Annotated in this window: 28 protein-coding genes; 15 read left to right on the top strand and 13 right to left on the bottom strand. The window is 41.6% G+C overall.

The features are described 5' to 3' along the window. Nucleotides 1–124 precede the first annotated feature (124 nt). On the top strand, nt 125–775 hold the full coding sequence (locus F8R90_RS24570) for a class I SAM-dependent methyltransferase (RefSeq protein ID WP_196512859.1): 651 nt from the start codon (nt 125–127) through the stop codon (nt 773–775). A gap of 225 nt (nt 776–1,000) precedes the next feature. Here F8R90_RS24570 and F8R90_RS24565 read toward each other — a convergent pair whose 3' ends face one another. Then, nucleotides 1,001–2,221 (bottom strand): ABC transporter substrate-binding protein, encoded by a 1,221-nt coding sequence (locus tag F8R90_RS24565; RefSeq protein WP_196512884.1) that lies wholly within the window; start codon nt 2,219–2,221, stop codon nt 1,001–1,003. Nucleotides 2,222–2,450: 229 nt separating this feature from the next. Between F8R90_RS24565 and F8R90_RS24560 the strand changes: the two genes are divergently transcribed. Then, entirely contained in the window at nt 2,451–3,860 is a 1,410-nt protein-coding gene (locus F8R90_RS24560) for an MFS transporter (RefSeq protein ID WP_196512858.1), read from the top strand. 65 nt (nt 3,861–3,925) lie between these two features. On the opposite strand, the gene accD is transcribed toward F8R90_RS24560, so the two are convergent. From accD to leuB, 5 genes are all read right to left on the bottom strand, one after another. Next, complete coding sequence (gene accD, locus F8R90_RS24555) at nt 3,926–4,876, bottom strand: acetyl-CoA carboxylase, carboxyltransferase subunit beta (RefSeq protein ID WP_190891018.1); 951 nt, start codon at nt 4,874–4,876, stop codon at nt 3,926–3,928. A gap of 214 nt (nt 4,877–5,090) precedes the next feature. Then, complete coding sequence (locus F8R90_RS24550; protein WP_190891015.1) at nt 5,091–5,264, bottom strand: hypothetical protein; 174 nt, start codon at nt 5,262–5,264, stop codon at nt 5,091–5,093. A gap of 162 nt (nt 5,265–5,426) precedes the next feature. Beyond that, nucleotides 5,427–6,275: a prepilin peptidase gene (locus F8R90_RS24545; RefSeq protein WP_196512857.1), complete on the bottom strand. Its 849-nt coding sequence runs from the start codon at nt 6,273–6,275 to the stop codon at nt 5,427–5,429. A 95-nt stretch (nt 6,276–6,370) separates the two neighbouring features. Next, complete coding sequence (locus F8R90_RS24540; RefSeq protein ID WP_190891010.1) at nt 6,371–6,631, bottom strand: hypothetical protein; 261 nt, start codon at nt 6,629–6,631, stop codon at nt 6,371–6,373. Nucleotides 6,632–6,717: 86 nt separating this feature from the next. Beyond that, nucleotides 6,718–7,809, bottom strand: coding sequence for a 3-isopropylmalate dehydrogenase (leuB, locus tag F8R90_RS24535; RefSeq protein WP_196512856.1), 1,092 nt, complete (start codon nt 7,807–7,809; stop codon nt 6,718–6,720). A gap of 289 nt (nt 7,810–8,098) precedes the next feature. On the opposite strand from leuB, the gene F8R90_RS24530 reads away from it, so the two are divergent. Beyond that, nucleotides 8,099–8,953: a mechanosensitive ion channel family protein gene (locus F8R90_RS24530; RefSeq protein ID WP_196512855.1), complete on the top strand. Its 855-nt coding sequence runs from the start codon at nt 8,099–8,101 to the stop codon at nt 8,951–8,953. A 101-nt stretch (nt 8,954–9,054) separates the two neighbouring features. On the opposite strand, the gene F8R90_RS24525 is transcribed toward F8R90_RS24530, so the two are convergent. Beyond that, nucleotides 9,055–9,663 (bottom strand): hypothetical protein, encoded by a 609-nt coding sequence (locus F8R90_RS24525; protein ID WP_196512854.1) that lies wholly within the window; start codon nt 9,661–9,663, stop codon nt 9,055–9,057. 230 nt (nt 9,664–9,893) lie between these two features. Between F8R90_RS24525 and F8R90_RS24520 the strand changes: the two genes are divergently transcribed. From F8R90_RS24520 to F8R90_RS24495, 7 genes are all read left to right on the top strand, one after another. Further along, entirely contained in the window at nt 9,894–10,844 is a 951-nt protein-coding gene (locus tag F8R90_RS24520; protein WP_196512883.1) for an ABC transporter ATP-binding protein, read from the top strand. A 44-nt stretch (nt 10,845–10,888) separates the two neighbouring features. Then, on the top strand, nt 10,889–12,643 hold the full coding sequence (locus F8R90_RS24515) for an ABC transporter permease subunit (RefSeq protein WP_196512853.1): 1,755 nt from the start codon (nt 10,889–10,891) through the stop codon (nt 12,641–12,643). Between the two features lie 156 nt (nt 12,644–12,799). Further along, the gene (locus tag F8R90_RS24510; protein ID WP_196512852.1) at nt 12,800–13,282 is read left to right on the top strand and encodes a pentapeptide repeat-containing protein; all 483 of its coding nucleotides are present in this window, start codon (nt 12,800–12,802) and stop codon (nt 13,280–13,282) included. Nucleotides 13,283–13,347: 65 nt separating this feature from the next. Then, the gene (gene purT / locus F8R90_RS24505; protein WP_196512851.1) at nt 13,348–14,511 is read left to right on the top strand and encodes a formate-dependent phosphoribosylglycinamide formyltransferase; all 1,164 of its coding nucleotides are present in this window, start codon (nt 13,348–13,350) and stop codon (nt 14,509–14,511) included. A gap of 260 nt (nt 14,512–14,771) precedes the next feature. Continuing rightward, complete coding sequence (locus F8R90_RS24500; RefSeq protein WP_230966781.1) at nt 14,772–15,323, top strand: hypothetical protein; 552 nt, start codon at nt 14,772–14,774, stop codon at nt 15,321–15,323. 27 nt (nt 15,324–15,350) lie between these two features. Then, nucleotides 15,351–15,614 carry a hypothetical protein gene (locus tag F8R90_RS33120; RefSeq protein ID WP_230966779.1) on the top strand — a complete coding sequence of 88 codons (264 nt, stop codon included), beginning with the start codon at nt 15,351–15,353 and terminating at the stop codon, nt 15,612–15,614. Nucleotides 15,615–15,671: 57 nt separating this feature from the next. Then, nucleotides 15,672–16,061: a hypothetical protein gene (locus F8R90_RS24495; RefSeq protein WP_230966777.1), complete on the top strand. Its 390-nt coding sequence runs from the start codon at nt 15,672–15,674 to the stop codon at nt 16,059–16,061. Between the two features lie 19 nt (nt 16,062–16,080). On the opposite strand, the gene crtH is transcribed toward F8R90_RS24495, so the two are convergent. Next, on the bottom strand, nt 16,081–17,574 hold the full coding sequence (gene crtH / locus F8R90_RS24490; RefSeq protein ID WP_196512850.1) for a carotenoid isomerase: 1,494 nt from the start codon (nt 17,572–17,574) through the stop codon (nt 16,081–16,083). Between the two features lie 278 nt (nt 17,575–17,852). Between crtH and upp the strand changes: the two genes are divergently transcribed. From upp to F8R90_RS24475, 3 genes are all read left to right on the top strand, one after another. Continuing rightward, nucleotides 17,853–18,503 (top strand): uracil phosphoribosyltransferase, encoded by a 651-nt coding sequence (gene upp / locus F8R90_RS24485; protein ID WP_190890985.1) that lies wholly within the window; start codon nt 17,853–17,855, stop codon nt 18,501–18,503. A 75-nt stretch (nt 18,504–18,578) separates the two neighbouring features. Continuing rightward, on the top strand, nt 18,579–18,932 hold the full coding sequence (locus tag F8R90_RS24480) for a hypothetical protein (protein WP_190891464.1): 354 nt from the start codon (nt 18,579–18,581) through the stop codon (nt 18,930–18,932). Between the two features lie 127 nt (nt 18,933–19,059). After that, complete coding sequence (locus F8R90_RS24475; RefSeq protein ID WP_190890983.1) at nt 19,060–19,320, top strand: YggT family protein; 261 nt, start codon at nt 19,060–19,062, stop codon at nt 19,318–19,320. Nucleotides 19,321–19,574: 254 nt separating this feature from the next. Here the strand turns inward: F8R90_RS24475 and F8R90_RS24470 are convergent, their stop codons facing one another. Then, a complete protein-coding gene (locus tag F8R90_RS24470) occupies nt 19,575–20,006 on the bottom strand; it encodes a biotin carboxylase (protein WP_190890980.1) in 432 nt (143 codons plus the stop codon). Between the two features lie 140 nt (nt 20,007–20,146). Between F8R90_RS24470 and F8R90_RS24465 the strand changes: the two genes are divergently transcribed. Further along, on the top strand, nt 20,147–20,782 hold the full coding sequence (locus tag F8R90_RS24465) for a hypothetical protein (protein WP_196512849.1): 636 nt from the start codon (nt 20,147–20,149) through the stop codon (nt 20,780–20,782). A gap of 172 nt (nt 20,783–20,954) precedes the next feature. On the opposite strand, the gene F8R90_RS24460 is transcribed toward F8R90_RS24465, so the two are convergent. Then, entirely contained in the window at nt 20,955–22,184 is a 1,230-nt protein-coding gene (locus F8R90_RS24460; RefSeq protein ID WP_196512848.1) for an alpha/beta hydrolase, read from the bottom strand. A 107-nt stretch (nt 22,185–22,291) separates the two neighbouring features. After that, a complete protein-coding gene (locus tag F8R90_RS24455) occupies nt 22,292–23,176 on the bottom strand; it encodes a shikimate dehydrogenase (protein WP_196512847.1) in 885 nt (294 codons plus the stop codon). An 86-nt stretch (nt 23,177–23,262) separates the two neighbouring features. Here F8R90_RS24455 and F8R90_RS24450 point away from each other — a divergent pair, with 86 nt between their 5' ends. Then, nucleotides 23,263–24,201 carry an alpha/beta fold hydrolase gene (locus F8R90_RS24450; RefSeq protein ID WP_196512846.1) on the top strand — a complete coding sequence of 313 codons (939 nt, stop codon included), beginning with the start codon at nt 23,263–23,265 and terminating at the stop codon, nt 24,199–24,201. Nucleotides 24,202–24,526: 325 nt separating this feature from the next. On the opposite strand, the gene F8R90_RS24445 is transcribed toward F8R90_RS24450, so the two are convergent. Beyond that, entirely contained in the window at nt 24,527–25,177 is a 651-nt protein-coding gene (locus tag F8R90_RS24445) for a sigma-70 family RNA polymerase sigma factor (RefSeq protein ID WP_196512845.1), read from the bottom strand. 219 nt (nt 25,178–25,396) lie between these two features. Continuing rightward, a complete protein-coding gene (locus F8R90_RS24440; protein ID WP_196512844.1) occupies nt 25,397–26,773 on the bottom strand; it encodes a DUF2330 domain-containing protein in 1,377 nt (458 codons plus the stop codon). Nucleotides 26,774–26,789: the final 16 nt, after the last annotated feature.

Genomic DNA, 26,789 nt, shown 5'->3' with positions numbered 1-26,789 from the left:
GTAGTGCATGATTATTTATGGTACTTTGTGTTAAGAACTTAAAATGATTTAGTTTATTAACTCTTGTGCTTGTGAAAAATCGAAATTTTTAAAATGTATATTCACGTAGGAGAATTTAATTCTAATGGTTAGTGTACACACAAGATACTGGCTTAAAAACGAATTCTACCACGTTACAGCATCTGTAGCAAATCTGCTATTAATTAGAAATCCACATAAGATTAAGCCGAAAGCACGATTTCTCAACTTAGGATGTGGAAATAAAGGCATTCAAACAGAAGACTGGCTAAATTGTGATGGTTTTCTTCAATCCAGGGTCGATTACGTTTTTGACATAATGGGAAAGATGCCCTTTAAAGATGCTCGTTTTGAAGGAATCTTTTCAGAACATTTTTTCGAGCATTTAATCCCTGACCACGCCAAATTATTTTTATCAGAATGCTTTAGAGTACTCAAGCCCAGTGGGGTTTTGAGGCTGTCTGTTCCTGATGGAGAGCTTTACCTAGATCGATACTTTAACGATCATGAGTGGATGATGCAGCGAAGACCTAAGGTAACACCTAGAACACGCATGGCGATCGTGAATGAGGTATTTCGGCAAGGATTTGAACATCAATATTGTTACGATTTTGAAACAATCAAGGTTGTGCTTGAAGAAGCTGGATTTAAGGATATACGTAGGGTTGATTTTCACACGAGTAATACTCCTGAATTATTAATAGATCAGGAGTCAAGAAAGTTTGAAAGCCTTTACGTAGAAGCTATCAAGCTCTAAAAAGTTAGCTAGGGTTTTAAAACTGATCAAGTCTCTGAAGCTTAGAAAAGTAGTTAGGGCTTAGTTTTTTTAGTTAATTTATAATGACTGAAATTATTTAACCTCAGTCTAAATTATGGGGTTATTTTTTTTTGAGAATATTTTGGGCTATGGCAAAAGTTTTGCTAATATCTATCTTTTACTGTTCATTTGATTAAATCTATTAAGCTAAGAAAAATTGCTTACTTACTTCATCGCTCTAATTTGCTGATTAGCTTCATTTTCTGCCCGCACCATCGCCTGCTTTAATGGTTGTTGTCCCAACAAGGCACTGACAAATTGATTCTCAAAGTTATTCACGATCGCAGCTGGATACTGACCTACCTGCCACGGTGTAGCATAATCCACTCCCGCCACTAATGGCGATCGCAATGGATCTTGGTCGTAACCCAAATTCTTTGCCACTGATTTCCGGGTTGGCAAAGCAAACCCTGTTCCTGTCCACTTCTGCATTCCTTCTTTACCTGTGAGATAGGAAATTAACTCCCAAGCTTCGGCTTTGTGCTGTGCTTGCTTGTTCATCACGTAGGCAACAGTAAAGACCATCGTGCCTTTTTTGCCATTAATAGTAGGCACTGGTGCGGTAGCAAACTCTACTTGGGGAAAGGTTTCAGTTAAGTAGGGAATTGCCCAGTTACCTTCAATTACCATTGCCACTTTACTCTGACCAAACATTTCACTACCTGAGTTTGTCCCTACATCAGATTTTTGGGCTGAGGAGCGGTCTTTTTGATACTGGTCTACCACCAACTCTAAACCCTGTAATCCTGCCTCACTGGCAAAGGTAGCATAACCATTTTGATCAACGAGTTGCCCACCAAAGGCTTTAATTTTATAAGCCTGACGCGCTAATTCGGTAATTTCTCCAAAGCCGTATCTATTAAGTTTGCCTGTCAATTGCTTGGAGTAGTTACGTAGTTCATCCCAAGTAGCCGGCGGATTACTCAACCCTGCGGCGGCGAAGGCTTTTTTGTTATAAAACAGAGCAAGGGTGGAATAGTCTTTGGGAAGACCATAAATCTGGTTCTGGTATTTGAAACTGTCAAGTAGGGTATGCTCGAAGTCCGCTAGGTCAAATTCGGGGGTGATATAACTTTCTAACGGTTCCAGGACATTTTGACTCATCAAGAAAGGAGCTTCTAGGGCATCCAGATAAAAGACATCGGGCGCAGCTTCCCCAACTAAACGAGTTTTGATTACATCCATGTATTGGTCAGAAATTACCTCATATTTGACCTTAATAGTTGGATGTTGTGCTTCAAAGTCTTGCAGTACCTGCCTCAAAAGTTTTTGCTCAACAGGAGAGCCTCCCCATCCACTGAGCTTGATGGTGACTGCGGTAAATGCTAACGGTTTGCTTGGTAATTGTAGGCTTTGACAAGCAATAATAGCGATCGCGATCGCCATCACCAATCCCAAAAAATTAAATAATCTTTTCTTAATCACAGACAGATAATAGTTTCTTTCTTCTTACTTATACCTTCTGTTGCTAAGGAGTGAAATTTTACTTAATTGAAATTTTTGTTGAGAATTGCAAGCTAAAATAACGAAAAATTATCAGCAATGCTAATTAAAGCATACTGACTTTCTCTACAACCGGGTTTATCCCAGGGTACTTTACCCATAAACATAGATTATGGATTCTGTTCAGGTTGAAACAACTGCGCCACTGACTCTGGAATTTCCCCAGATTGCCTTACCACCAACAGCAATCTCTCCAAACTCTCGAATTCCCAAGGATACTATTCGCACTAGTTTAAAAGCCTCCACTGCGGATTCTGTCTTAGCAGCGATTTACTCCCTTGGAACTGGCGGAATTTTACTCAGCAATTTCTTGGTGGAATTGGGTGCTAGTCCAGTGGTATTTGGGATGCTGTGCTCTATCCCGATGTTGGTCAATCTTATTCAGCCGTTGGGTGCTTACTTATCTGAACGTAGTACCAGCCGCTTTCAATATTCTCTTCGGACACATGGAATTGGTCGGCTGCTATGGCTGGTTCTAGTAATTGGTATTGTAGGCGTAAGCTGGGGAGCACTTAATAATCACCAGTTAGTTATATTGACACTCTTGATTGTTCTATTTAGCAGTCTTTTGGGAGGACTAGGAGCGGCATCGTGGCTAAGTTGGGTAGCAATGATAGTTCCCCGGCGATTGCGAGGCAGGTATTTTGGTATACGCAATAGTGCTGCTAGCCTTACCAATTTGGTTTGCGTACCAATGGCTGGCCTAGTTGTATCACATTGGTATGGTGGAAGTCTCCAAGGTTATGGGGTGGTTCTGCTGGTAGGTATAGTGTTTGGGATTGTGGGATTGGGGTGTCAATATTTTCAGGTGGATGTGAATCCGCGATCGCAAAACACTTATTATGGCAAGTTAACTCAAACAAATGAGATTCAATCAGAGGTTGCAAAAGATGAATCTTGTAGTGTGCCTACTCCACAAAACCAATTAGAAAGCAGTATTTGGAAAAACTCTAATTTTTTGAGATTTCTGCTGTATTTAAGTTTCTGGACGCTTGCTGTTAACCTCAGCAGTCCTTTTTTTAACCTCTATATGCTCGACACACTGGATTTGGATGTGAGCTACGTAACTATCTACAACAGCCTTCAGGCGGGGGCGACTTTGCTAATGCTCATACTGTGGGGAAAATTAGCAGACAAGATAGGCAATCGCCCCATCCTCATCTGTATTGGAATTTTGGTTGCAGCCACACCACTGCTGTGGCTGGGGATTGGTGTTAATCGCCTTGACATCTGGTTATGGTTACCGCTGTTACACATCTTGATTGGAGGTACTTGGGCGGCGATTGACTTGTGTAACAACAATATACAATTAGCGATCGCACCAATTAAAAATCAGTCTATCTATTTTGCGATCGCAGCTGCCGTTGCTGGAGCGAGTGGTGCTTTAGGCATAACTATAGGAAGCTTTATAGTTCAATTTGCTCAGTTTGGAGGCTTGCTGGGGTTATTTGCCCTCTCTAGTCTATTTCGACTAACAGCACTTGTCCCACTGCTTTTTGTTAAAGAGCCAGGGAGAGCATAAAGGGGATAGGGAGATGAGGTAGTATTTTCTTCCCCTGCTTTCCCTGCTTCCCCTTCTCCCCTGCTCTATTCTGCGGCGGTAGAAGTCAAGGACATTGTTTCCCACAACACCATATGAGGTGTTGTTAGTACAGGCTGGTGTAGGGCTATCAGCTGGGTTAGGGTGTTCTTTAATTGGGTACGGGGTACGATATCATCAACAAAACCGTGCAGGAGCAAATCTTCAGCAGTCTGAAAATCATCAGGTAGTTTTTCCCGCAGGGTTTGCTCAATCACTCGCCGACCGGCAAAACCAATGGTTGCCTTGGGTTCTGCCAAAATGATATCGCCCAACATTGCAAAGCTAGCGGTAACGCCGCCTGTTGTGGGATTGGTCAAAACCGGAATATATAATAGTCGAGCGTCTTTATGGCGCTGTAGGGCTGCGGAGATTTTCGCCATCTGCATCAGGGAGAGCATTCCTTCTTGCATTCTCGCGCCCCCGGAGGTGCAGACAATAACTACAGGATACCGCCGTTGAGTGGCTTGCTCAATCATGCGGGTGAGTCTTTCTCCCACGACCGAACCCATGCTACCACCCATGAAGCGGAAGTCCATAACCCCAAGGGCAATGGGCAAACCATTAATTTGACCTAAACCAGTTTTAACTGCGTCTATTAAGCCAATTTTCTCTTGCATTTCCCGCAAGCGATCGCTGTAGAGTTTGCGATCGCGAAATTCCAACGGATCGGTTGGACGCAAATGCTCGTCTAGCGGTTTCCAAGTATTATGATCTATCAATTGACGGATGCGCTCATCGCTGTCTACCCGATTGTGATGACCACATTCAGCACAAACCATCTGATTGGCTTTCAGGTCTTTTGTATATGCCAATACGCTACACTTAGAACATTTATGCCATAGTCCATCAGCAATTTCACGTTCTTGGCGTTCGAGGCTGGTAGATCCTGATTTCCGTCGATTGGCAAACCAATCAAATAGAGACTTTAAACCGCGTGATTCTTCGTTGTTAGCCATTTTTTATTTTATTTTAAGTGGGTATGAGGTCGAAAACATTTCAAGCCGTATCGGGTTGTCTTTAGCCTTTTGCCATTTGTCTTTATTAATGAAAAAAGGCTACATCGTCAAACTACGCTTTTAAGCAATTCAGACCTTAATTTTCATCTTTGGTTGCCAGCTTAACGAAAATACTTATGCCAATACAAGTCTCTTGCTACTTTTTTCAGCAGACTTAATTATATGGACGTACTGACAAAGCCATGAGAATACCAACCTCCAAATAAGATGCTTTCCCCCTCCTACCCAAATCAATTATTCGTATTGCTAGGTTATGAGCAATCAGCATCTGTTGCACTAGTTGTGCTTGCCAACGGTTAATCGTCGTTAAGAGGGTAATACAAGTCACAAGCTGAATATTATCAAAATATGAAGGGTAGATGGGGTAATGTTGGTTACAGTCACGAATTATAAATATTTCTTATGAAATCACATTTTGGTTAGAGAAGAGGTAACAGAGAATAATCTGTGCTCTGTAACCTTTACCCCATCCCCTTTTTCTGTCCTCAGTTCAAGACGCTGGAAAAAATAACCGCAGGTAGCTAGACAAAATGGCTTCGCCGCTAAACAGAGTAATCACAGATCCTAAAGCCAGAAAAGGGCCAAAAGGCATCTTTTGTCCTAACCTTGGTAGCCATGTCTTTTGACTGGTGGTTTTGCGTCTACCCATAATGAGACTGCTGCCAACTAACGCTCCCAGGAAACAAGCAATAAAACTAGCCAAGAGCAAATATTTCCACCCTAGCCAGGCTCCCATCATGGCTGCTAACTTGGCATCACCCGCACCCATTGCAGCTTTACCAAAGGCAATTGAACCCAATAGGGCGATCGCATCAAACAGCCATAAACCCAATACTGCGCCAACTATCGCCATCATCAGGTGATTTACCAATGCCACGGAACTAGCCTCTGGTAAAAAACCAACCACCATTTGAAATAAAATCCCCACCACTAAACCCGACTGAGTAAGTGGATTGGGTAGGGTCATTGTATCTAGGTCGATAAGCGATAGCGCCAATAACCAACTACAAAAAGCCCAATAGCCTATTGTTAAAGTCGAAACTTGAAATACCAAAAAAACTAGTAAAAAAATTATGCCCGTTACCCCTTCTACCACAGGATAACGGACAGAAATTTTGCTTTTGCAATATCGACACCGCCCTCTTAAGGAAATCCAACCAAATACTGGTACATTGTCGTAAGCTTTTAGCTGGTTTAAGCAGTGGGGACAACGAGAGGGCGGCCAAAGAATTGACAACCCAGCAGGTAGCCGATAAACAATAACGTTGATAAAACTGCCAATAGATGCACCTAAAGCAAAGACCATTACACTCGCCGGGATGGCGAACAAAATGTCCATACAGTCATTTGTCCTTTGTCATTTGTTCTGTGTCATTTGTCGTTTATCTTTTGTCCTTTGTCGAGAACTAATGACCAATGACCAATGACTAATGACTAATACATGTGCGATTCTATTTGACTCAACGGCACAAAACATTCTTGAGGTAAAAGAACTGGTTGGTTAGTAAAAATAACCTTACCTCGATGAGTCACACGATTAATTGCTACACCGGAAGATTGCCCAGCTATTTCGGGATGTACTTCACAGTGAGTATAGTATATCTGCCCAGCGGCTCTGATTAGGGCGGGATCAATCAAAGGCGATTGGATCTTTGGGGCAGTAAAATTTGCTTGACCTTGTCGTAATGCGTACACTATCGACTGTTATTTGATTGCTAGATTTCCCTTTAGTCTACCCGAAACTTATAGCAAAGGTTGCCAAATTGCCCAAGTTGCATTATTTAATTATTTTTTTCAAGAGCTAAAATCAGTGCCTCGCCCATAGTGCGGCAACCTAAAAGGTTTTTTCCTGGAGAAATTATATCCCCGGTGCGATCGCCTTGTTCTAAAACTTGCAATACGGCTTGTTCGATGTGATCTGCCGCTTTTGGTTGATCTAAACCGTAACGCAACATCATCGCCGCACTCAAAACCTGCGCTAGAGGATTTGCCTTATCAAGTCCGGCAATATCTGGGGCGGAACCGTGGACTGGTTCAAACACACCAGGCCCAGAAGCGCCCAAACTAGCTGAGGGTAACATCCCAATGCTACCTGTGAGCATGGCGGCAGCATCAGAGAGAATATCGCCAAACAAGTTGCCTGTAACGATGGTGTCGAACTGCTTAGGAGCGCGTACCAACTGCATAGCTGCATTATCTACATATAAATGAGAGAGTTCAATATCTGGATATTCCGTACTAAGTTGGGTGATGCGATCGCGCCACAACTGCGATACTTCTAATACATTCGCCTTATCTACCGAACAGAGTTTCCCACCGCGTTTTCTAGCCGCCTCAAAGGCCACCCGCCCAATGCGCTCAATTTCTGATTCCGTGTAAACCATTGTATTTACACCGCGTTTCTCACCAGTTTCTGTGGCAAAAATCCCTTTGGGTTTACCGAAGTAAATCCCACCAGTGAGTTCGCGCACCACCATAATATCCACGCCTTCGACAACTTCGCGCTTCAAAGTCGAAGCATCAATTAACTGGGGCAAAATTTTCGCTGGGCGCAAATTGGCAAATAATCCTAAACCTGCACGTAATCCTAACAAACCTGCTTCTGGGCGTAAATTGGATGGCAGAGAATCCCACTTATAGCCACCAATAGCGGCGAGTAATACAGCATCACTGTTACGGCAAGTCTCTAGAGTGGCAGATGGTAAGGGTTCGCCCGTGGCATCAATTGCTGCACCACCGATGAGGGCTTCTTGGAATTCAAACTTCAGATCAAATTGCTTCCCTACGACTTTCAGCACATCTACCGCCACTGCCATAATTTCAGGGCCAATGCCATCGCCGGGGAGTAGAGTAATGCGGTAGTTCTGGGTCATAGCTGATTATTACTAGGTAAATGCTTACAGATCAAATATCATACCTAGCAAAATGTACCGTTGGAGTTTTTAATTTATTTATATGATGCCCCTTGTACTTTTAGGGCAGGTAAGATGCCTACCCCACCAGAAACTATTTATATTCGTCCAAAAATTTCCAGACATTCTTCGATAACACTTTGCTTTTTACTGCGTAGCACACCAAAAATTAAAAAAAAGTATCCATAGGAGATTTTTATTTAATTTATTGTATGTTTATTGTGTTTAATAATTCACAAACAAAAAAATTATGGATTTCAGACAAATTAGCGTAGTTGCTAGTCAACTTTTAACTCAGTTTGGGCTGAAAGTTTTAGGTGCGATCGCTCTGTGGCTGATTGCTCAACGCTTGATTGATTTTGGATTGAAGCTAGCCCGACGTGCTTTCCGAAGCCAACAGGTTGATCCGACACTGATTAACTATCTTCTGAATATCATTGGCGTTACGTTGAGAATTGTTCTAGTTGTGGCAATTCTCGGCTTCTTTGGGGTTGAAACAACTTCCTTTGCTGCATTGCTAGCAGGAGCCGGCATTGCAATTGGTGCAGCATGGGGGGGACTACTAGCAAACTTTGCAGCCGGAGCATTTTTAATCGTTTTTCGACCATTCAAAGTTGGTGATTTCATTACGACAGCAGGTGTTACAGGTACTGTTACAGAACTTGGGCTGTTCACAACTAGTATTAATACACCTGATAACGTATTGACTATTGTTGCCAATAATAAAATCTTTGCTGACAATATCCAGAATTATTCTGCCAATCCTTACCGTCGGGTTGATTTGGTAGCTCAACTCCATCATGATGTGAGACATAACGAAGCGATCGCACTTTTGAAAGCGAAAATTAGCCAAATTCCTAATGTCCTTCAAAATCCAGCACCGGATGTAGAAATTCAGGATTTCAACTTTGCAGGGCCTGTACTAGCAGTACGTCCTTATTGCAATAATGACCATTACTGGCAGGTTTATTTCGACACTAATAAAGCTATCCGTGAAACCTTTAGCGAAGCTGGATATCCAATTCCCGAATACCGTTATACAGTTAACGGTTCATCTGGTAATGGCATTAATAACGCCATCCCACCACTATCAGAAATAACTTGATATTAGAGCAAAAAGTCAAGGTTTTATTTGCAAAGTTTCCTAAATAGCACAATAAGAATTAATAAGTAGGTAGGGCGTATGCCTTACCTACTTTTGCTAAATTATGACCTATTCCAAACCCTTATAAAGGCAATCACTGCATGTCCGCAAGCATTCATCATTACCCCGTTTACGGTACCACTGATTGCAGACCCGATAAAAGGCATCATTGTTGCTACGTTGACTAAAGTTGTCTCGCCTGCTTTGGAAATTAGCTTAATTCCTAAAGCTTTGTTTATCTCAGCAAAAGTTTTCCCAGGAATGGACATCAAAGCTTTTTGAATAGCTTGTGATCCTACTTTAGTTCCTAATTGATTAGCCAGTTCAGATACACTCACTCCAGTCGCAGCAGCTAAAACTAATACTCGTGCAGATTCGCTTCTTGTATCAATGCCATAAAGGGCAAAAAGAGCTGATGCTAATCTTAAACTGGAATACAGAGTGATCGTAATGTCAGTGGGTATTCCGGCTAGTCCTATAAATCCACTGAAAATGCCGTTGCCTACCGACCAAGCAGTTGACTCTAATATCATCAGGTTTGCAATATTATCTCTATTACCTACCCAATAAAAATTGTTGGCAAAAGATAGTCCCCATTGCCTACCATCTTCAATAGCATAGGCAATAGCTTGCCCAATAGCAGGCATATTCATAATCGATTCAAAATCCATACAGCTTTTACCTGATTAACTAAGAAGACCTAGAGATTTCTAGCTTTAGTATTCCCCGTAGCAAAACTTAATATTTGGTATTATTTAAAGCTTTGATGAAGTGGTGTAAATAATGCCCATGACTCAAAGCAGCTTTAGATAAAGTCAGTTTCAATTTCCGAAACCAGCCTGACATAAGTTGTAGAAAAAGGTTACGTTAAGTGTTAATCACAAGCCGCACCCCAGCAGCGATGGTAAAAGAATTAGCAATTTGCACCCGTGGACTAACTAAGCAATTTGACCGACATGTTGCTGTCAATGATGTTGATTTAGAAATCCAGGCGGGAGAAGTATACGGACTGATTGGGCCGAATGGCGCGGGTAAAACAACTCTTATCCGAATGTTGGCAACTGCTGAGGAACCAACTACGGGTGAGATTTATATTAATGGCGATCGCCTACTCCGTGACAAGAGTAATCCCAAACTTAAGCGTCGTCTAGGCTACTTACCTGATGACTACCCATTGTATGAAGATTTGACAGTCTGGGACTACCTAGATTATTTTGCACGTCTGTATCGTTTGCGAGAACCACGCCGCACTCAACGCCTGCATGAAGTTTTAGAATTAATCCAACTTGGAAATAAACGTAATAGCCAGATTTCTACTCTGTCGCGGGGGATGAAACAGCGCTTAAGTTTAGCGCGAACCATTATCCACGAACCGATTTTACTACTACTAGATGAGCCTGTTTCTGGACTTGACCCCATTGCCAGGATGCACTTCCGTGAAATTATCAAGGCTTTGCAAGAAGCTGGGATGACTGTAATTATTTCTTCCCATGTTCTTAGTGATTTAGCGGAACTGTGCACTTCTGTGGGAATTATGGAACTTGGCTTTTTAGTAGAAAGTACTTCCCTAAAGCAACTTTATCAACGTCTTTCCCACCAGCAAATTGTGATATCAACTCTGGGGAACCTAGAAGCACTATTAAGGGAATTGAAACATCATCATTTAGTAGAAGAGTGGGAGGTGATATCAGGAAAAAACAGTATAAGGGTGAATTTTTCGGGCAAAGATGAAGATAGTGCTGAGTTGTTGCGATCGCTCATTAAAGCAGGGATTCCCCTGACTGATTTTCACTGCACACAAGAAGACTTAGAAACTATTTTCTTAAAATTAGGTCACAAGCAAGCATCTTAATTCGTCAATAAATATCACTCCCCATTTTTGGAGAATTTTTTGCTATGACGCTCAATTTAATAGACAAAATTGGCGATTGGAATCCGCAACTATTGCGGGAACTCAAAGGACGGCTGAAATTTTTTAATGTAGCGATCGCAGTTGCAACATCCTTATTACTGCAACTGGTAGTTTTTTTATATCAGTTCCGCGATTTTCCTAGTGATGAATACTCTCTTACTGGCGAATACTGTCGTTTGCGTAAAGTATATCAATGGCGGCAAAAAGAGATTTACCAACAATCATCTCCATCTAAAATTAATGATTTCAATGATTTAATCTCAAATAATTTTTGCCCACAAAATGAAATTGATTGGCAGTCGTGGTGGCGAGACCATTGGGAATATATATTCCTATCGTTTAGTGTAATTTTTGTATTTACACTATTAGTTGCAGGGACTTATTTATTAATCAACGACTTAGCCAAAGAAGAAACTCGCGGTACGCTGAATTTCATCCGTCTCAGTCCCCAATCAGAAACAAGTATATTGGCTGGCAAGTTGCTAGGAGTCCCGATTTTAATTTATCTCGTTATCTTAGCAGCAATTCCTTTACATTTGTGGGCTGGGCGTTCTGCCAAAATTACCTTTAGTTACATTTTGAGTTACTACGCAATTCTTGCTGCTAGCTGTATTTTATTCTACAGTGCTGCATTACTCTTTGGCTTAGTTAGTCGTTTGTTCAGCGGTTTTCAGCCTTGGTTAGGTAGTGGTGCAGTATTGCTTTTCTTGTTCACAACGATATTGATGGCATCGTCTTATAACAACGGTTTAAATAATTCAACTGCTTGGTTAAGAACTTTCGCTCCTTGGGATACAGTAAATTATCTTTTTCCTAACTTGTTACATGTCTCCAATGGTTCTCCCATGAAAAACTTGGAGTTTTTCTATTTACCATTAGGAAAAAATATTGTTAGTGTTGTTGGCTTCTATCTATTGAACTTGGGATTGTGCAGTTACGGAATTTTGCAAGCTCTCAAACGTTGCTTCCGTAATCCTCAAGCCTCAATAATCAGCAAAAAGCAAAGTTATTTACTAGTAGCATTTTGCCAGTTGATGCTCTGGGGATTTGCTCTACAACTTGGTAAAAATAATCATAGATGGGTTGAACAGGTTGGAGAAAATTACATTTTGCTGGCACTGTACAACTTGGTGTTGATTTTAAGTTTAATTGCTGTTCTTTCGCCTCATCGTCAAGATGTACAAGATTGGGCAAGATATCGACATCAGGAAGTTTCTAGCCACAAGAGTGTTTGGCAGGATCTAATTGTGGCTGAAAAAAGTCCTGCACTTGTGGCGATCGCAATTAATCTTACAATTGCTACTATCCCCTGGCTAGTTTGGATTTCATTTACATCTGTTTTTGATGCAAACGATGGCCAAAATGATATTTACAGGTTGAAAGTAATTTTAGCTATAGCTTTGTCTATTAGCTTAATGATGATTTACGCTACCATCGCCCAATTGATACTTTTGCTGAAAACTCCTAAGCGTTCTTTTTGGGCAATTGGGACTTTAGGTACAGTAAGCTTCCTACCACCGATGATTCTAGAATTTATTGGTATCTCGTCGTGGAAACATCCTACTGTCTGGTTATTCTCAACTTTTCCTTGGGCAGCTATAGAATACGCTGGGACGACAACAATTTTTATGGCACTCCTTGCTGAGTTGAGTGTTCTAGCGTTGTTAAACTTCCAGTTAACAAGGCAGGTGAGATTAGCAGGTGAGTCTGCGACGAAAGCATTATTGGCAGGACGTTAGGTAAGTAGTTATCTCTAAATTTAGAACCCCGATTACTTTGAAAAATCGGGGTTATTGTTTTTCATTAATGATTTAGGACTGCTATCTTATCTATTATTTACTGACATCATCTGTTCAATTTTTAATCTTTTTAAGTATCACTACAATCATAAAATCATGTTAAATCACCGTACTCACGACCTACGCCACACAGCCATTCAGTTTTTAGAACAAAGTCCTCCACAGCGTCTGCAAATTCTTAAACAATTGGGTATAGCTCGTTATGACTTTTTAACCAAGATACGACTAAATGAAGCAAATATCATTTGTATGATGCGATTTTTTAAATATCCAAGTCAGCTAAAATTTCCTAATCTTATAGGAGCAGATTTATCTGGTTTAATTTTAGATGGCGTAAATTTCATCCGAGGAAACTTATCAGGAGCAAATTTACAAGGTAGCAGTTTAGTCAATGCAGACCTATTATTTGCAAATTTTACGAAAGCCGACTTGAGAAATGCAGATTTACGAGGTACAACTCTGAACGAGACTATTTGGTTAGAGACTTTAGTAAATAACTGTCATCTTGGCATAGGTACTGGTTTAAATCATCTGCAACGTCAAGATTTACAACTACGCGGAGCTAGATTTAATTCTTAAGAAGATGGTAATTAAAACACACAAAATTATAAAATTATTAAATTGAGATTGACCTGGATAAGTTAATGAGTATTAAGTTGCCCCAAAAATTGATGTTGCTGGGTTCAGGAGAACTAGGCAAAGAATTTGCGATCGCGGCTCAACGTCTTGGTAATTATGTGGTTGCAGTTGACCGCTATGCGAATGCTCCGGCGATGCAAGTTGCTGATGCTTATGAAGTTATTTCTATGCTCAGTGCTGATGATTTAGAAGCTGTAGTGACAAAACACCAGCCAGATATTATCATACCAGAAATCGAAGCAATTAGAACAGAAAAACTGCTCGAATTTGAACAGCGAGGAATTACAGTTATACCGACTGCGGCTGCTACTAACTATACAATGAACCGCGACAGAATTCGGGAACTGGCACATCAACAATTAGGCATCAGAACGGCTAAATATGGTTATGCAACAACTCTAGAAGAATTAATTGCAGTTTCTGATGAAATTGGGTTTGGTAATGTTGTTAAACCTGTGATGTCATCTTCTGGTAAAGGTCAGTCTGTAGTGCAGGATAAGGGTGAAGTTGAGAAGGCTTGGAATTATGCGATCGCTAATTCTAGAGGAGACAGTCAAAAGGTCATCGTAGAAGAATTTATTAACTTTGAAATTGAGATAACTTTACTGACAATTAAACAATGGAATGCACCGACAATTTTTTGTTCTCCTATTGGTCATCGCCAAGAAAGAGGCGATTATCAAGAATCGTGGCAACCTGCACTAATTTCTGAAGACAAAATATTAAAAGCTCAAGAAATAGCCATAAAAGTTACTGATGCATTAGGAGGAGCCGGAATTTTTGGCGTTGAGTTTTTCATTACTAAAGATGAAGTGATTTTTTCTGAACTTTCTCCCAGACCTCACGATACGGGAATGGTAACATTAATCTCACAAAATCTCAATGAATTTGAACTACATTTAAGAGCTATTTTAGGCTTGCCAATTCCTCATATAGAACAGCTAGGAGCATCAGCCAGTGCAGTAATTTTAGCTTCAGAAAAATCTGATTCTATTGCTTTTGGTGGTGTAGCTGATGCTTTGTCAGAAAAAGATGTAGATATTAGATTATTTGGTAAACCTAATGCTCATCCATATCGGCGAATGGGCGTAGCTTTAGCGAAGGGTGTGAATGTCCAAGAGGCTAGGGAAAAAGCTACTAGAGCCGCAAATAAAATCATAATTATTTAATTTGTGGTGAAGTCCAGATGATTGCGATCGCGAGCAAAATGCCAATTAGCGATCGCAGCAGCTTTGACATTGGAGCCAAACAGGAACAAACTTAAAAAACTAGGTAAAAACTGAGTAAAAACCAGCTACATTTCCAAATGTGTTCTTTATCTATGTCTATGAGAGTTTTCCATATCCAGAAATTCAGCTTATGGAAATTTTGTATAGTAGCCTGTACTATCAGTTTCAGCATCAGCGGTTGTACGCCTCAAAAAAGAGCAATGCTGCGAGTAACTGCCGAGAATTTTCGCGATCGCGCGGCTGATGCTATTACATCGGTGAAGAAAATCTATCAACTTGATGATTTACCTAGAGATGATAATTTAGTGATTGAAAGATTACTAAATGATCCCAGTATTAAATTTGGAATTCCTAGAGAAGTAAATAGAATTATTACAGGAGAAAGTCAGCAAAATATCCAGTCATCAGATGTTGATCAGGTACTCGATGACTTGAAAGCAGAATATGACACAGCAACAGAGGTATTTAACAAGCTTGAAACAATTGATTATGAAAGTGCAAGGATAGTTGCTAAAACTGCCCAGCCAGCACGATGTTTAACAGTAAAAATGCTACTTTTAGCCAAAAGAATTCAGGAAAGTCCACCAAGACCAAGTGATCCACAACGAGTACTCATCAGCTTTGAATTAAAGCGTCTCGGTGAACAGTATAGAAATTTAAGTATATCCTCACAATCAGAAGCAGAAGAAATTAAGCGCCAAGTTGCTAAACAGATAGATGAGTGGCGAAAAGTTAATTTTTCTGAACAATAAAGTTTAAATGAATCTATCTCTAAACTTTTGGTAGCAGCTGACACTGGAAGACAACTCTCAGAACTTATTGATGACTACCCTAATCTTAACTTTGAAGTTATTGCTGCTAGAGTTACTCAGATTGTTGGCGTAGCTAGCAGTTTTACTGATAACGACTACAGTTCAACATTCACCAAGATTAACACTCTTGAAAAAGAAGTTAACCAAGATCAAGTGTTGAAAGAATTTATGAAAGAAATATCTCTTAGAAACAGACATATGCAACCATCTAACTCTCAATTATGCCAATAAATTTTAGAGCGCAACTAGCCATGAAAAATTTTCACAATTTAACTGAATATATAAATCATGGCAAACGATAAAATTTTAGATGATTTTGCAGAAATAATTTCTCAGTTTCAAGCAATCTCTGGTAATCAAATCAACTTAGAACAATTCAATAATACAGAAGAAAAATTACGAGATATTCTGTCTCAGCTTCAATTTGAACTTTTAAACGCGCAACAAAAAAGAAACTGGGAGGAAGTAAACAAGTTGGAGTTGGCGCTTACAGAATGCCAACTTACTCTCAATAGGGTAACAGCAGCCATTATAAATGTTAGTATCGTCGGAATTAATCAAAAAAATTTAGCTGAGATGCAAAAAATCTTACAAGAAATTGACACTGCACGTAAAACTCAGGTAAACATAGATTTTGCTATCCGCTTACTAGGCTTTTTACGGAGGCTGTTCCTGTAATTACCTTGATTGATGTAAGTTAAAATCCTAAATCTACGGCAATACGGTGAGCACAAGCAAATCCAGAAAAAGCCACTGCATTCAACCCTTGACCAGGAAAAGTACTATCGCCTACACAATAAAGTCCTGGAATAGCTGTGCGATTAAAGGGCATACTTAATAACCCCCGCAACTTGCGCCGGGGAATTGGCCCATATGTGCCATCCTGACGACCCAAAAAGCGGCGGTGGGTGCGCGGTGTGCCTACCTCCAAATAATCCAATCCGGCATCTAAGCCTGGAAAAATCTTCTCTAGTCGGTCAATAATTCGCCAAGCCGCCTCTTCTTTCTTCGCTTCGTACTCACTCGGAGAAAGCTTTTGCCAATCCTCAATCAAGTGAGGCGTGAAGGCATGAATGATGTGATATCCACTTGGTGCTAAATCTGGGTCAAGCAATGTGGGAATCGAAACAAAAACTGTGCCTTCTGCTGCTGTCATCCTTTCCCAATCTTCCAGCAAAATATGGTGACACTCTGTCCCCGCAGGTAAAACTGACTCCTTTACCCCGATGTGTAAACTCAAGAAGCTTGGAGATTTTTGATAATTTTGTTGCCACTTTTTCTCATTATGTGGCATTGCTTCTGCTGGTAATAATTGTTCAAATGTATCCCAGCGTGTAGCATTAGAAACTATGCGTTTACCCCGATATACTTTACCATTAGCCAGTTGCACACCTACCGCTTTTCCCTGTTCTGTGAGAATTTTCGTGACTCTAGCTTGGTACTGAATCTTACCTCCAGCCTTCTCTAGACCTTCCACCAGTTTTTGGGCAATTTGTCCCACTCCGCCTTTGGGATAATTAACTCCGCCATAATGCCTGTCAGAAAAGACCATCCCAGCATTAATCATTGGTGTCATGTCCGATGGAACCACCGACCAGCAATAACATTCCATATCGATAAATTTCAATAATTGCGGGTCTTTGATGTAGCGTCGCGCCACGTCGCCAGCATTTTGGGGCAGATACTTAGCTAAACCGAGACATGCTAAAGGATGCTGGAAAAATACCCGCAGTAGATACCGAGGTTCTTCCAGCGACAGCAAATCCATGCTGTTGAGGCACTTGAATACTTTTTGGCATTCGTCATAAAAGCGACGAATCCCCTGTTCTTCATGGGGAAAATGAGCAGTAAGATTTTGCAAAAATTTTTCATAAACCCGGTTAACCTTCAGGTCTAAACCTTGGGGTAGATGATAGTGAATCTGCACCGGATCTGCGATCGCTTCTTGGCTGACATTTACAGCTGATAATGCACGGGTGAGTAAGTTGGTAGTACCGTTTTGTCCCAACCCAAAAATCATCGATGCGCCAACATCAAATCGATAGCCTTGGCGTTCAAAATAACCAGCGCTACCACCTGGAATCAAATAACGTTCCAGTACCAGCACTTTCGCTCCCTTCGCTGCTAGCTGAGTTGCTGTTACTAATCCGCCAATCCCAGACCCAATCACGATCGCATCAATATCTTGCATTTTTGCCTTTTGTCATTAGTCTTTTGTTTATTTTCCAATACCCAATGACAAAAAAGAGGGACGAGCCTGCTGCTGCTGGCTAATCCCGTCTGCCGATCCTTAAAAGAGAGGAGAACACTGTATAACAATATAACCTTGATTGACAATTAATGTCAACTATTAATGAAAATTTTTATCAATAAAAATGAGAGTGTTAATTTTTAGCTGTCAGCCGGATGCAGGAAAGAGTATTATGGTGTTTCAGTTCTTATACAATAAAAAAGCCCCTATTTCTGGCTATGACGCTACAATTGCGCGTTTATGTTCCACCCCATCCCCTGATCAAACACTGGCTGGCAGTTGCCCGTGATGCAGGCACACCTTCAGTCCTATTTCGCAGTGCAATGACTGAGTTGGGAAGATGGCTGACTTATGAAGCTGCGCGAGACTGGTTGCCGACCCAAGAAACAGCGGTGCAGAGTCCCTTGGATACTTGTCCAGCAACGGTGATTGATCCGCAAGTGCCTATGGCAGTAGTGCCGATTCTGCGGGCTGGACTAGGATTACTTGAGGGAGCGCAGACTTTATTACCTTTAGCATCGATTTACCACCTTGGCTTGGCGCGAGATGAAGAGACACTGCAACCTCATTGTTATCTGAACAAGTTACCAGAAAAATTTGACCCCCAAACACGAGTGTTGATTACCGATCCAATGTTGGCAACCGGGGGATCAATCATGGCAGCAATGGCCGAATTGACACAACGGGGTGCTGATCCAGCCTTGACGCGGATTATTTGTGTAGTAGCGGCTCCACCAGCTTTGCAAAAACTGAGTGAAGCTTATCCCGGTTTAATAATTTACACCGCGACTATTGACGAAAAACTGAACAGCAAGGGGTATATTGTACCGGGATTGGGAGATGCAGGCGATCGCATCTTTGGGACTTAAGCTAGTATGCAGCTAGGGCAGGAAAATAGCATAACTACTGTAAAAGTTGCAAGGTTTGTTGAAGGCGGTAAAGATATGAGTCAACGAGATGGTTTTGGCAGTGGTTTTTTAGCAGGGGCGGTTGTCGGTGGCGTATTTGGCGGTGTTATCGGCGCACTGATTGCTTCTCGACGCGATCCAGAATTGCTAACGGAGGAGGAGGCAGAACTAACAGATAGCCAACTCGAAGCGAAGAAAATAGCGGCAAAGCGTCGTCAGATGAAAGCCTCAGAAAGTGAGAGCATTGGCATAGAAACGGCTAGGCGATCGCTAGAAGATAAAATTGCCCAGCTAAATGCCACAATTGACGAAGTGCGAAAGCAACTAGGAAATGTTAATGGCGGTTCACCCCAAGCAAGCAATGAACGCACCCTCACTAAAGACTCCTGAGGTTTGTTCAGGCGTGGTGAAAGTGTCAAATATGGTAAATGTGGAATCCGCAAACACCATGACATGGACTAAATTAAAATTAAAAGATAAGACCGCGTTTGACACTTAGTAGGAAACCAAACTATCCATGAATCCTCTAGAGTTACTGATTAACACTCTGGCTACTTTTACGCAGATTTATACTTTTCTGCTGCTGATTCGCGTGCTGTTGACGTGGTTCCCGACGATTAACTGGTATGACCAACCATTTGCTGCTTTGAGCCAGATAACTGACCCCTATCTGAATCTATTTCGCAGAATTATTCCCCCATTGGGCGGCATTGATTTTTCGCCAATGTTAGCGATTATACTGCTTCAAATAGTAGGTGGTGGTTTGCAAGCCGTCTGATAACACAGAACTTGCATTTTATTCCATGTTCATTTAGGTCTGGGCTAACCAGCTCAGACTTATGCAAGGTCAAGTACCCCACAGCGATCTCTTCATTAGAGAAATACTGCTAAAGTGGGATTTTACTATGAAAGAAAGCAGCACCGCTACACGCTACATTCTGTCAAGGTACTATTCCTATTTATCCGCTATTCATCCCAATACCGAATATTTCGATAAAGTGCGAGACTTTTAGCCGTAAAAGTTAAAACTTATTACCTACGCACTTGACCACTAAACCCGGCAGCCTTAAATTGCTTTAGCTTCAACGGAGTAGGCTGATTCGCAGGTACAGAAATCCTCAATTCAAAATCGCTAATGCCTGGTGGCACCTCGGTAATAGAACCTAAGCGAGTCCGGTTTTGCATCACCGAGTCATTATTGGCATCATAGATGCGTCCAAAAATATCTGCGTCGTAGACTGTCTTATTAGTGCCATTTTCTGCTTTGCCAATGACAAGAAAACAATTGGCAGCGGCGCTACCACTACTGATAACAGCCCCTTGTGCTAGTTCTGGTGGACAATCTTTATAAGAGACATCAAATAGTTTAATCTGTGTCAGGGCTACAGCTGGGGGAGTAATCACCCACGATAGAAAGGTGATGAGACAGGAAATAAAAACGACCGTGAGTGAACGCAACTGCATAAAAGACCCCGTGACTTAATTTAACAAACAATATGTAACTTATAACCTCAGCTTACCTGAATTTAACTACAGGGTAATTAGAGACTTTTATTTAACATTTGTAATAATTAGGGAAATAAACCCTTAATTGCTATTAACTTATGACTCCAGATGAGATTGAAACAGCTATGCTTGCAGCCTTTAATCGTTGTGATGTAGCAAGCTGTCCTCTCACTGACACGCAGAAACAGATATTACTGCAAGTGGTCGAGCAAATTCAGGGAAATTCTACCTTTGGGATGTCAAATATTGCTAATCCCTTAGACGAACTTACCCCAGAGGAGTTAGAAGCATTTTTACAGTTTGTTAAGGATGAAGAACAACGTAACCGCACTTGGAAAGTGCAATTACTCAATGACTGGTTGCTGGAAAACGACTCTGGAACAGTACAATTCATTCGCCAACGTTATGGTTTACAGTGGCTGAATCGGGTTGAGTCATATCATTTTGATAAGTATTCTTATTTTGAGGATGCACTAAAGTTAAGAGTAGGCGATCGCATTGAAGTTTCCAATGCACTATGGGAATGGGTGCAAGAAGATGGGCCTTGTAAGCGCGAATGGTTTCCCTGTATGGTGATTAAAGTCGAGGAAATTAGCGATGTCTACGACGGGCTACACCTACACGATGATACCTCTACTAACTGCGTCGTCCGCTTCTTCAACGGCTCTGAGTATGAAATTCAAGGAATCTACGAATGGAATCGCTATAACTGGCGCTGGCCGCAGAAGGAGTGATATCGTGTCCGGTTAAAGACTTATCATTTAGAACGCAGGGGGCAGGGGGCAGGGAGCAGGGGGAAAGAGGCTTTTGCGCTTTTTGCACAGATGCGGGAATTATAACTAATTAGGCGGACATGATATGAGGAGTTAGGAGTTCTGATAAAGCTCAATGAGTCTTTAAACTTCGTTAATGAGCCTTTATACTCTGATTGCTGCTGTACTTGAACAACGCCCAAGCCAAAAACCTTTCGGTATGATACAAGGCTAATTGATTGCTTACACCATTAAAAACAGCATCAAAAGCGTGTTCTGCCCAAGGAATTTCTAGAAAAACCGCAGTATTGCCAGAATCATGTAAACGTTCATACATCCGTCTGCCAAATCGTGCTTCTACCAAATGGTCACGACTGCCGTAAATTAATAAAGTTGGTGGTAAAGGGTGCGTCAGATAATTTATTGGTGAAGCAATTTTATACTGATTCGGTAATTCTTCTAAAGAACCACCGAGAAATGCTTTTAAAACAGCGCGGGTGTTGATAGGATCGGGATTTGGTGGTGTTTTGTATCCCCCTGTTAAGTTAACAGGCCCGTAATAGTTCACCACAGCCCGAATGGGTGGTGCATCCGCTTGATAAGCCGCTAGCATTGCTAGGTGCGCTCCCGCAGAACGTCCTAAAAGTACCATACATTCTGAATCAGCTTCATATTCCGCTGCATGTTTGCGAATAAAATTCAGGGCTGTACGCACATCATCTAACTGAGATGGAAACCTATATTTAGGTGCGTGTCGATAGTCGATCGCAAATACCGTATATCCCTGATGAGCGATATATTGATTAAACTCAGAATTGGCATGAGGATTGCCATATTGCCAAGCTCCACCATAAATTACCACCACTGCTGGATATTTCCCTACCTCTGCGGGTTGGTAAACTTCCATTTTTAAAGGCACTCCCGCAGGAGAAGCAAAGAGAATATCTTTTTGATGACGCGTTTTACCTAATGGAATACCCCGGAAAAAATTAACTAAGTCAAAGGAATGGGTTTGCATCTTTGCCCTTACTTGGACTGGAATTTGCTCTAGATAATTTGTTCCCAGCCCTTGTTTCATCGCTTTAGCCATCTGCATTTGAGTTAGTGGGATATTCACTAGCACCCATCCACAAATTAGCAATCCTATCAAACTGAAAATATAAGCTAAACGCTGTAGTTTACGGCGACGGATGTAGAACAAAGAAAGCAATAAAGATAGCAAACTTAATAACAATAACCAAGGACTGACTTCTGGCGCTCCCACTGCTAGGGTGAGTAAAAACATATTTGGAGCAGGAAGAAGAATCCAAGAACTAAGAAATAGACTTGCAAAACTTAGTAATAATACAAGCCATGATAAAAGTATTTTGGGTTTAGCAAACATAGACGAAAGGGCGGGACAAATGACTTAAAGAAGTACAATCTATCCGCCAATGCTAAGGTTGGCAATAGATTTATCTGTAAATAGTAAATAAGATAATTATTTCTCCATCACCCTAAACCTAAATGCTTTTGCAATGCTTGGCGCATCACTTCTACAGGTACAGTTTCCTGCTGTAACCAAATTTTTAATGCTGCTACCCCTTGTTGAACTAGCATTTCTAAGCCATCGATCGCAATTGCGCCTTGTTTTTCTGCCTGCTGAAGAAATTGCGTTGGTTTAGGAATATATATTAAATCGTAAGCGATCGCACCCTTGGGTAAATTTCCTATTTCCTCTAGACTTAAAGGCGACTCATCAACCTTGGGATACATACCTATGGGGGTTGTGTTTACCAGCAGATTTGCTTGAGGAATTAGCTTTGGTAATTCCTCCCATTGATGAACTTGTAAATTTTCGCTTATGGGTGAATTGCTCCAACTATTAGCAAATTCTTGTAATCTCTGCATATTACGCCCAACAACATGAATTTTGGCAAAACCTAGTTGGTGACAACCTGCTACAACTGCTCTGGCCGCGCCACCATTGCCTAAAATTACCGCTACCTTCTGGCTCCAATCCTGCTGATACGTTGTCTGCAAAGGAGCGATAAATCCTTCTATATCTGTGTTTGTCCCCACCCATTGATTATTTTGGCGACTAACAGTATTCACTGCGCCTATAGTTTGAGCAAGAGGGGTAATTTCTGAGAGGAGGGGCATGATTGCCTGCTTATGAGGTATTGTCACGCTAAAACCGACAAGATCAATAGCTGCGAAACCTGCGATCGCCACCTCTAAATTCTCTGGTGCTATGGGAAAGGGAAGATAAACGTAATCTAATCCTAAATGAGCGATCGCAGCATTATGCATCGCTGGCGATAGCGAATGCTCCACTGGATGTCCAATTACCCCTAGTAGTTTAGTTTTGCCTGTAATCAATTTTTCTGTAGTCATTAGTGATTCCCCTCCAGTCTCCCTTGCTCCTTCACTCCTTCGACTAGCCTACAATTATTAAAAGCTACTTAACAATTCTTTGAATCATGCAGGCAACTACAGCCCTCTCTACAACCCCAATTCCTGGTAAATATTGGCAGTGGCGCGGGCACAACGTTTACTATGTGCGTGCGGGAGAGAAGCAAGCGCAACGTCCGCCTTTGCTTTTGGTACATGGATTTGGTGCTTCCACAGACCACTGGCGCAAGAATATCACAGGATTGTGTCAAGATTTTGAAGTATTTGCGATCGACCTTTTAGGATTCGGGCGATCGGCAAAACCGAAATTGCAGTATAGCGGCGACTTGTGGCGTGACCAACTCCATGATTTTATCAGTGAAGTAATTGGTCAAAAAGCAGTATTAGCAGGTAATTCCCTTGGTGGCTACGCTGGCTTGTGTGTTGCAGGGCAACGTCCCGACAGTGCGGCTGGTTTAGTTTTGCTCAATAGTGCAGGGCCTTTTAGCGAAAGCCAGTCTACATCTGAGCCTGAAGCTTTACAATCAGAAATTCAGGCTCCAAAACAATCCGCTACTTTGCAGAAACTTCTTGGTGACGGCACTAAGTGGATTTTTCAACAACCTTTAGCCCAGTTTTTGTTATTTCAATATGTGCGACAACGTTGGGTAATTCGCCAAACTCTAGAAAAAGTTTATCTTGACAAAAGTGCCATTACAGACCAATTAGTAGAAGAAATTTCTCGCCCTGCTTATGATCCTGGTGCAATGGAAGTATTTGTGTCAGTCTTTAGCACTCCTCAAGGGGAAAAAGTTGATGTGCTACTAAAGCAATTAACTTGTCCTCTGTTGATGTTGTGGGGAGAAGCTGACCCTTGGATGAATGCTAGAGAACGTTCTCAAAAATTTCGTCAATATTATCCTGAACTCACAGAACATTTCTTAACAGCTGGTCATTGTCCCCATGATGAAATACCCGATAAAGTAAACCAACTTTTAGGCGATTGGGTTTTGTCTATTACCAAGTGATACGAACCTATCCCAGCTTTGAACTTTAGTTCAAGCCTATCCCTCTCGCCCGTGGGAGAGGGACAGGTTTTATGTAGTAAAACCTCTTAGCTCGACTTTATCCAAAATTAAGAGCTTGGTTTTCTTGATACGGCAAAACCCTAGCTTTTTGGCAAAAACTTTTTACATATCACTAATTTTCGGTGAAATCGAAAAAGTAGAACTACTGTCCTACAAAGGTTTCAGCGTCAGCTTGAGCGTTGCCAAAGAAATGGATAAAGTCGAGTTTAGAGGTCTTTTTATTTTTGGGAGAGTTCGCAACCGACTGGCTTTCCTTCTTTCTTGTTTATAACAATCCCTCAAATTCGGCGAATTTACGCAAACGTGGTAGACACTGGCGCTGATAAAAACTGCTTAATGTCGGAATTGACAACCCAAATTCCTCAGATAATTCTCTCCAGCTAACTTCTGGAGGTAGGCGTTTGAGAATTAACATCTGACAATTGACATCTGGATGTCCTTTAATGTAAGTGCGGCGCAGTTCTCCTTCAGAATCTGTCTTAGCCCATATCTCCAAGTCTTCCAGAATGGGAGGTGTTTGGGGGCTAGCTGGGAGGTTATCTACAGGATCAATGGTTTCACTTATTCCACCCGATGTAGACTGACGAACCCGAAGAGGGACTGTTATGGCTTGTTCCCGGTTCTGGTTAATGTAAAAGTCTTGTAGTCTACGTTTTAGGTAAGCATTCAGCCAAGTGACAACACTGCCATAATTGGGGTCATAGATTTGACCTGTCAAACCTTCACAAACATTGCGGCAGAAATACAACCAAGTTTGTTGTAATGCATCTTGATAGTAGGGAGTACTTTCCCTCCAGAGTCTATTTGCTGTCAAGCGAATAATTTGCGTGAGCAGCTTCTGACGCTGAGGGCTTCCAGGTGGGTTTCCACAGGCTTCGGTAACTAAGCCGCGTAGCTGTTCATCGAATTGAACCATGACAATCTTCGGACAGAAAGCAAGAATATCTTAGTATTGCCTATAACAACGCCCTAAAAAATTACCTTTCGTCAAGATGCTATATCTTTTTTCAAAGGGCATTGGGCATTGGGCAAAAAAGTTCTGAGTTCAGAGTTATGAGTTCTAAGTAAAGAAGTGAGATTCCCCACTCAGCACTGGGCACTCAAAACTCGCTTATCTCCACGCTCGCCACGATGACTATAAACCCAGCCAGGAAAATAAAGTTTCCCACCAGGAATATGTCAGATTACCAACACTCAGCTTCATTTTGTTACGAATGTCTTGGATTTTCCAGTTGGTTAGTTTAGCCAGAGTTTGTGCCTCTTGTTCAAAACGCTTGGGTAAAGACCGTTTATATTCTCTACCCGCCTGACATTTCAGTTCCCCTTGGAACGGATGTTGCAAAACATAACGCCCTTGGAAAGATTCACTGTTGGCAGTTTGTTGGAACATCAAGTCTTCAGGGAATTTGTCGCGGGTGTAGCGAACATGCAACCGGGAGATGAAGACATTACTTCTAGGAAAGGGACGACGAAAGCCGGGGCGTACTGGTACATTGCTTGCAGAATTATCATCTAGCCAAAATACGCCTGCTTGCTTGAGTTCCTCTTGGGTTAGGGGATCGGCAGAACAAGGATCGCAACTACCCATATCCCAAGCGTATTCTAAAAAACCAACTTTCCTGTCTTCTTTGGTATAGATAGTTTGAAACATGGATTTGTAGAATTCACCAAATTCATCTTTGACAAACAAGGGAATGTTTGTGTTGGAGGGAATTTTTACCGTCCGGTAGTTAGTGATTTCTGCTTGTCCTTGGGGCGAGAGGATGTACACAATCAAATCCTGCTCTGTCGTAGCATTGATCATGCCTAAACGAATTGGCAGCATGAATTTAGGAGACTGGTAGGAAATTTGTAGCGGACGAAGGAACTGATAGCCAGATTTCTCAAATTTATCCAAGTTGACTTTGGCAACAAAGAATTTCATTGAGGAGCGGATGTAAGGCTGAAGTAACTGTTTTGCACCTCTGGGGATTTTGTAGCCATTGCGTTTGAGCCAAGTTTCCAGTCCGCCAGATTCTTTAGCACTGAGAATTAGAATGTCATATTCCCCCACATTGAAACGTGCTTCCACTGTCACGCCTAAACTAGCATCACGGCCTCTGGTACTTCCTGACTCAAGGCTTGCTGCTGGTCTAGGTGCAGCTTGTGGTAAGTTTTCGTTGTAAACTTGGGCACAAGGATCTGAGTCAAAATATTCTACTAATCGCGGCGCACTAAAAGCATCCAAACGCTCGACAATCTTCGGTTCAGCCACGCGAACTTGCTCTTTTTGCAGCACCGTTGGCACAGGAACTACCATTGCAAAATCTTTGACTTCGCCTTGAAAGTCGTTTGCCATTGTTAGGACAGTGCGATCGCCATCCCGCGCTATTACCACCTGAGAAGCTTTGTTATACAGTTTTGTATCCGCTTTGGCTACATAAAATCCACAAAATGCCCAAGCTGCGGGTGCAAAGCACAAAACAGCTACAATTGCCAACAATAATGGCGTTAAAAGTCGAAAAAACTTCATTTTATACCTCTACTTT

The sequence above is a fragment of the Nostoc sp. NZL genome (assembly GCF_015714705.1).
GTDB lineage: Bacteria > Cyanobacteriota > Cyanobacteriia > Cyanobacteriales > Nostocaceae > Nostoc > Nostoc foliaceum_A.
The sequence above is the reverse complement of the archived record's forward strand: the minus strand, read 5'-3'. Positions and strand labels throughout refer to the sequence as shown.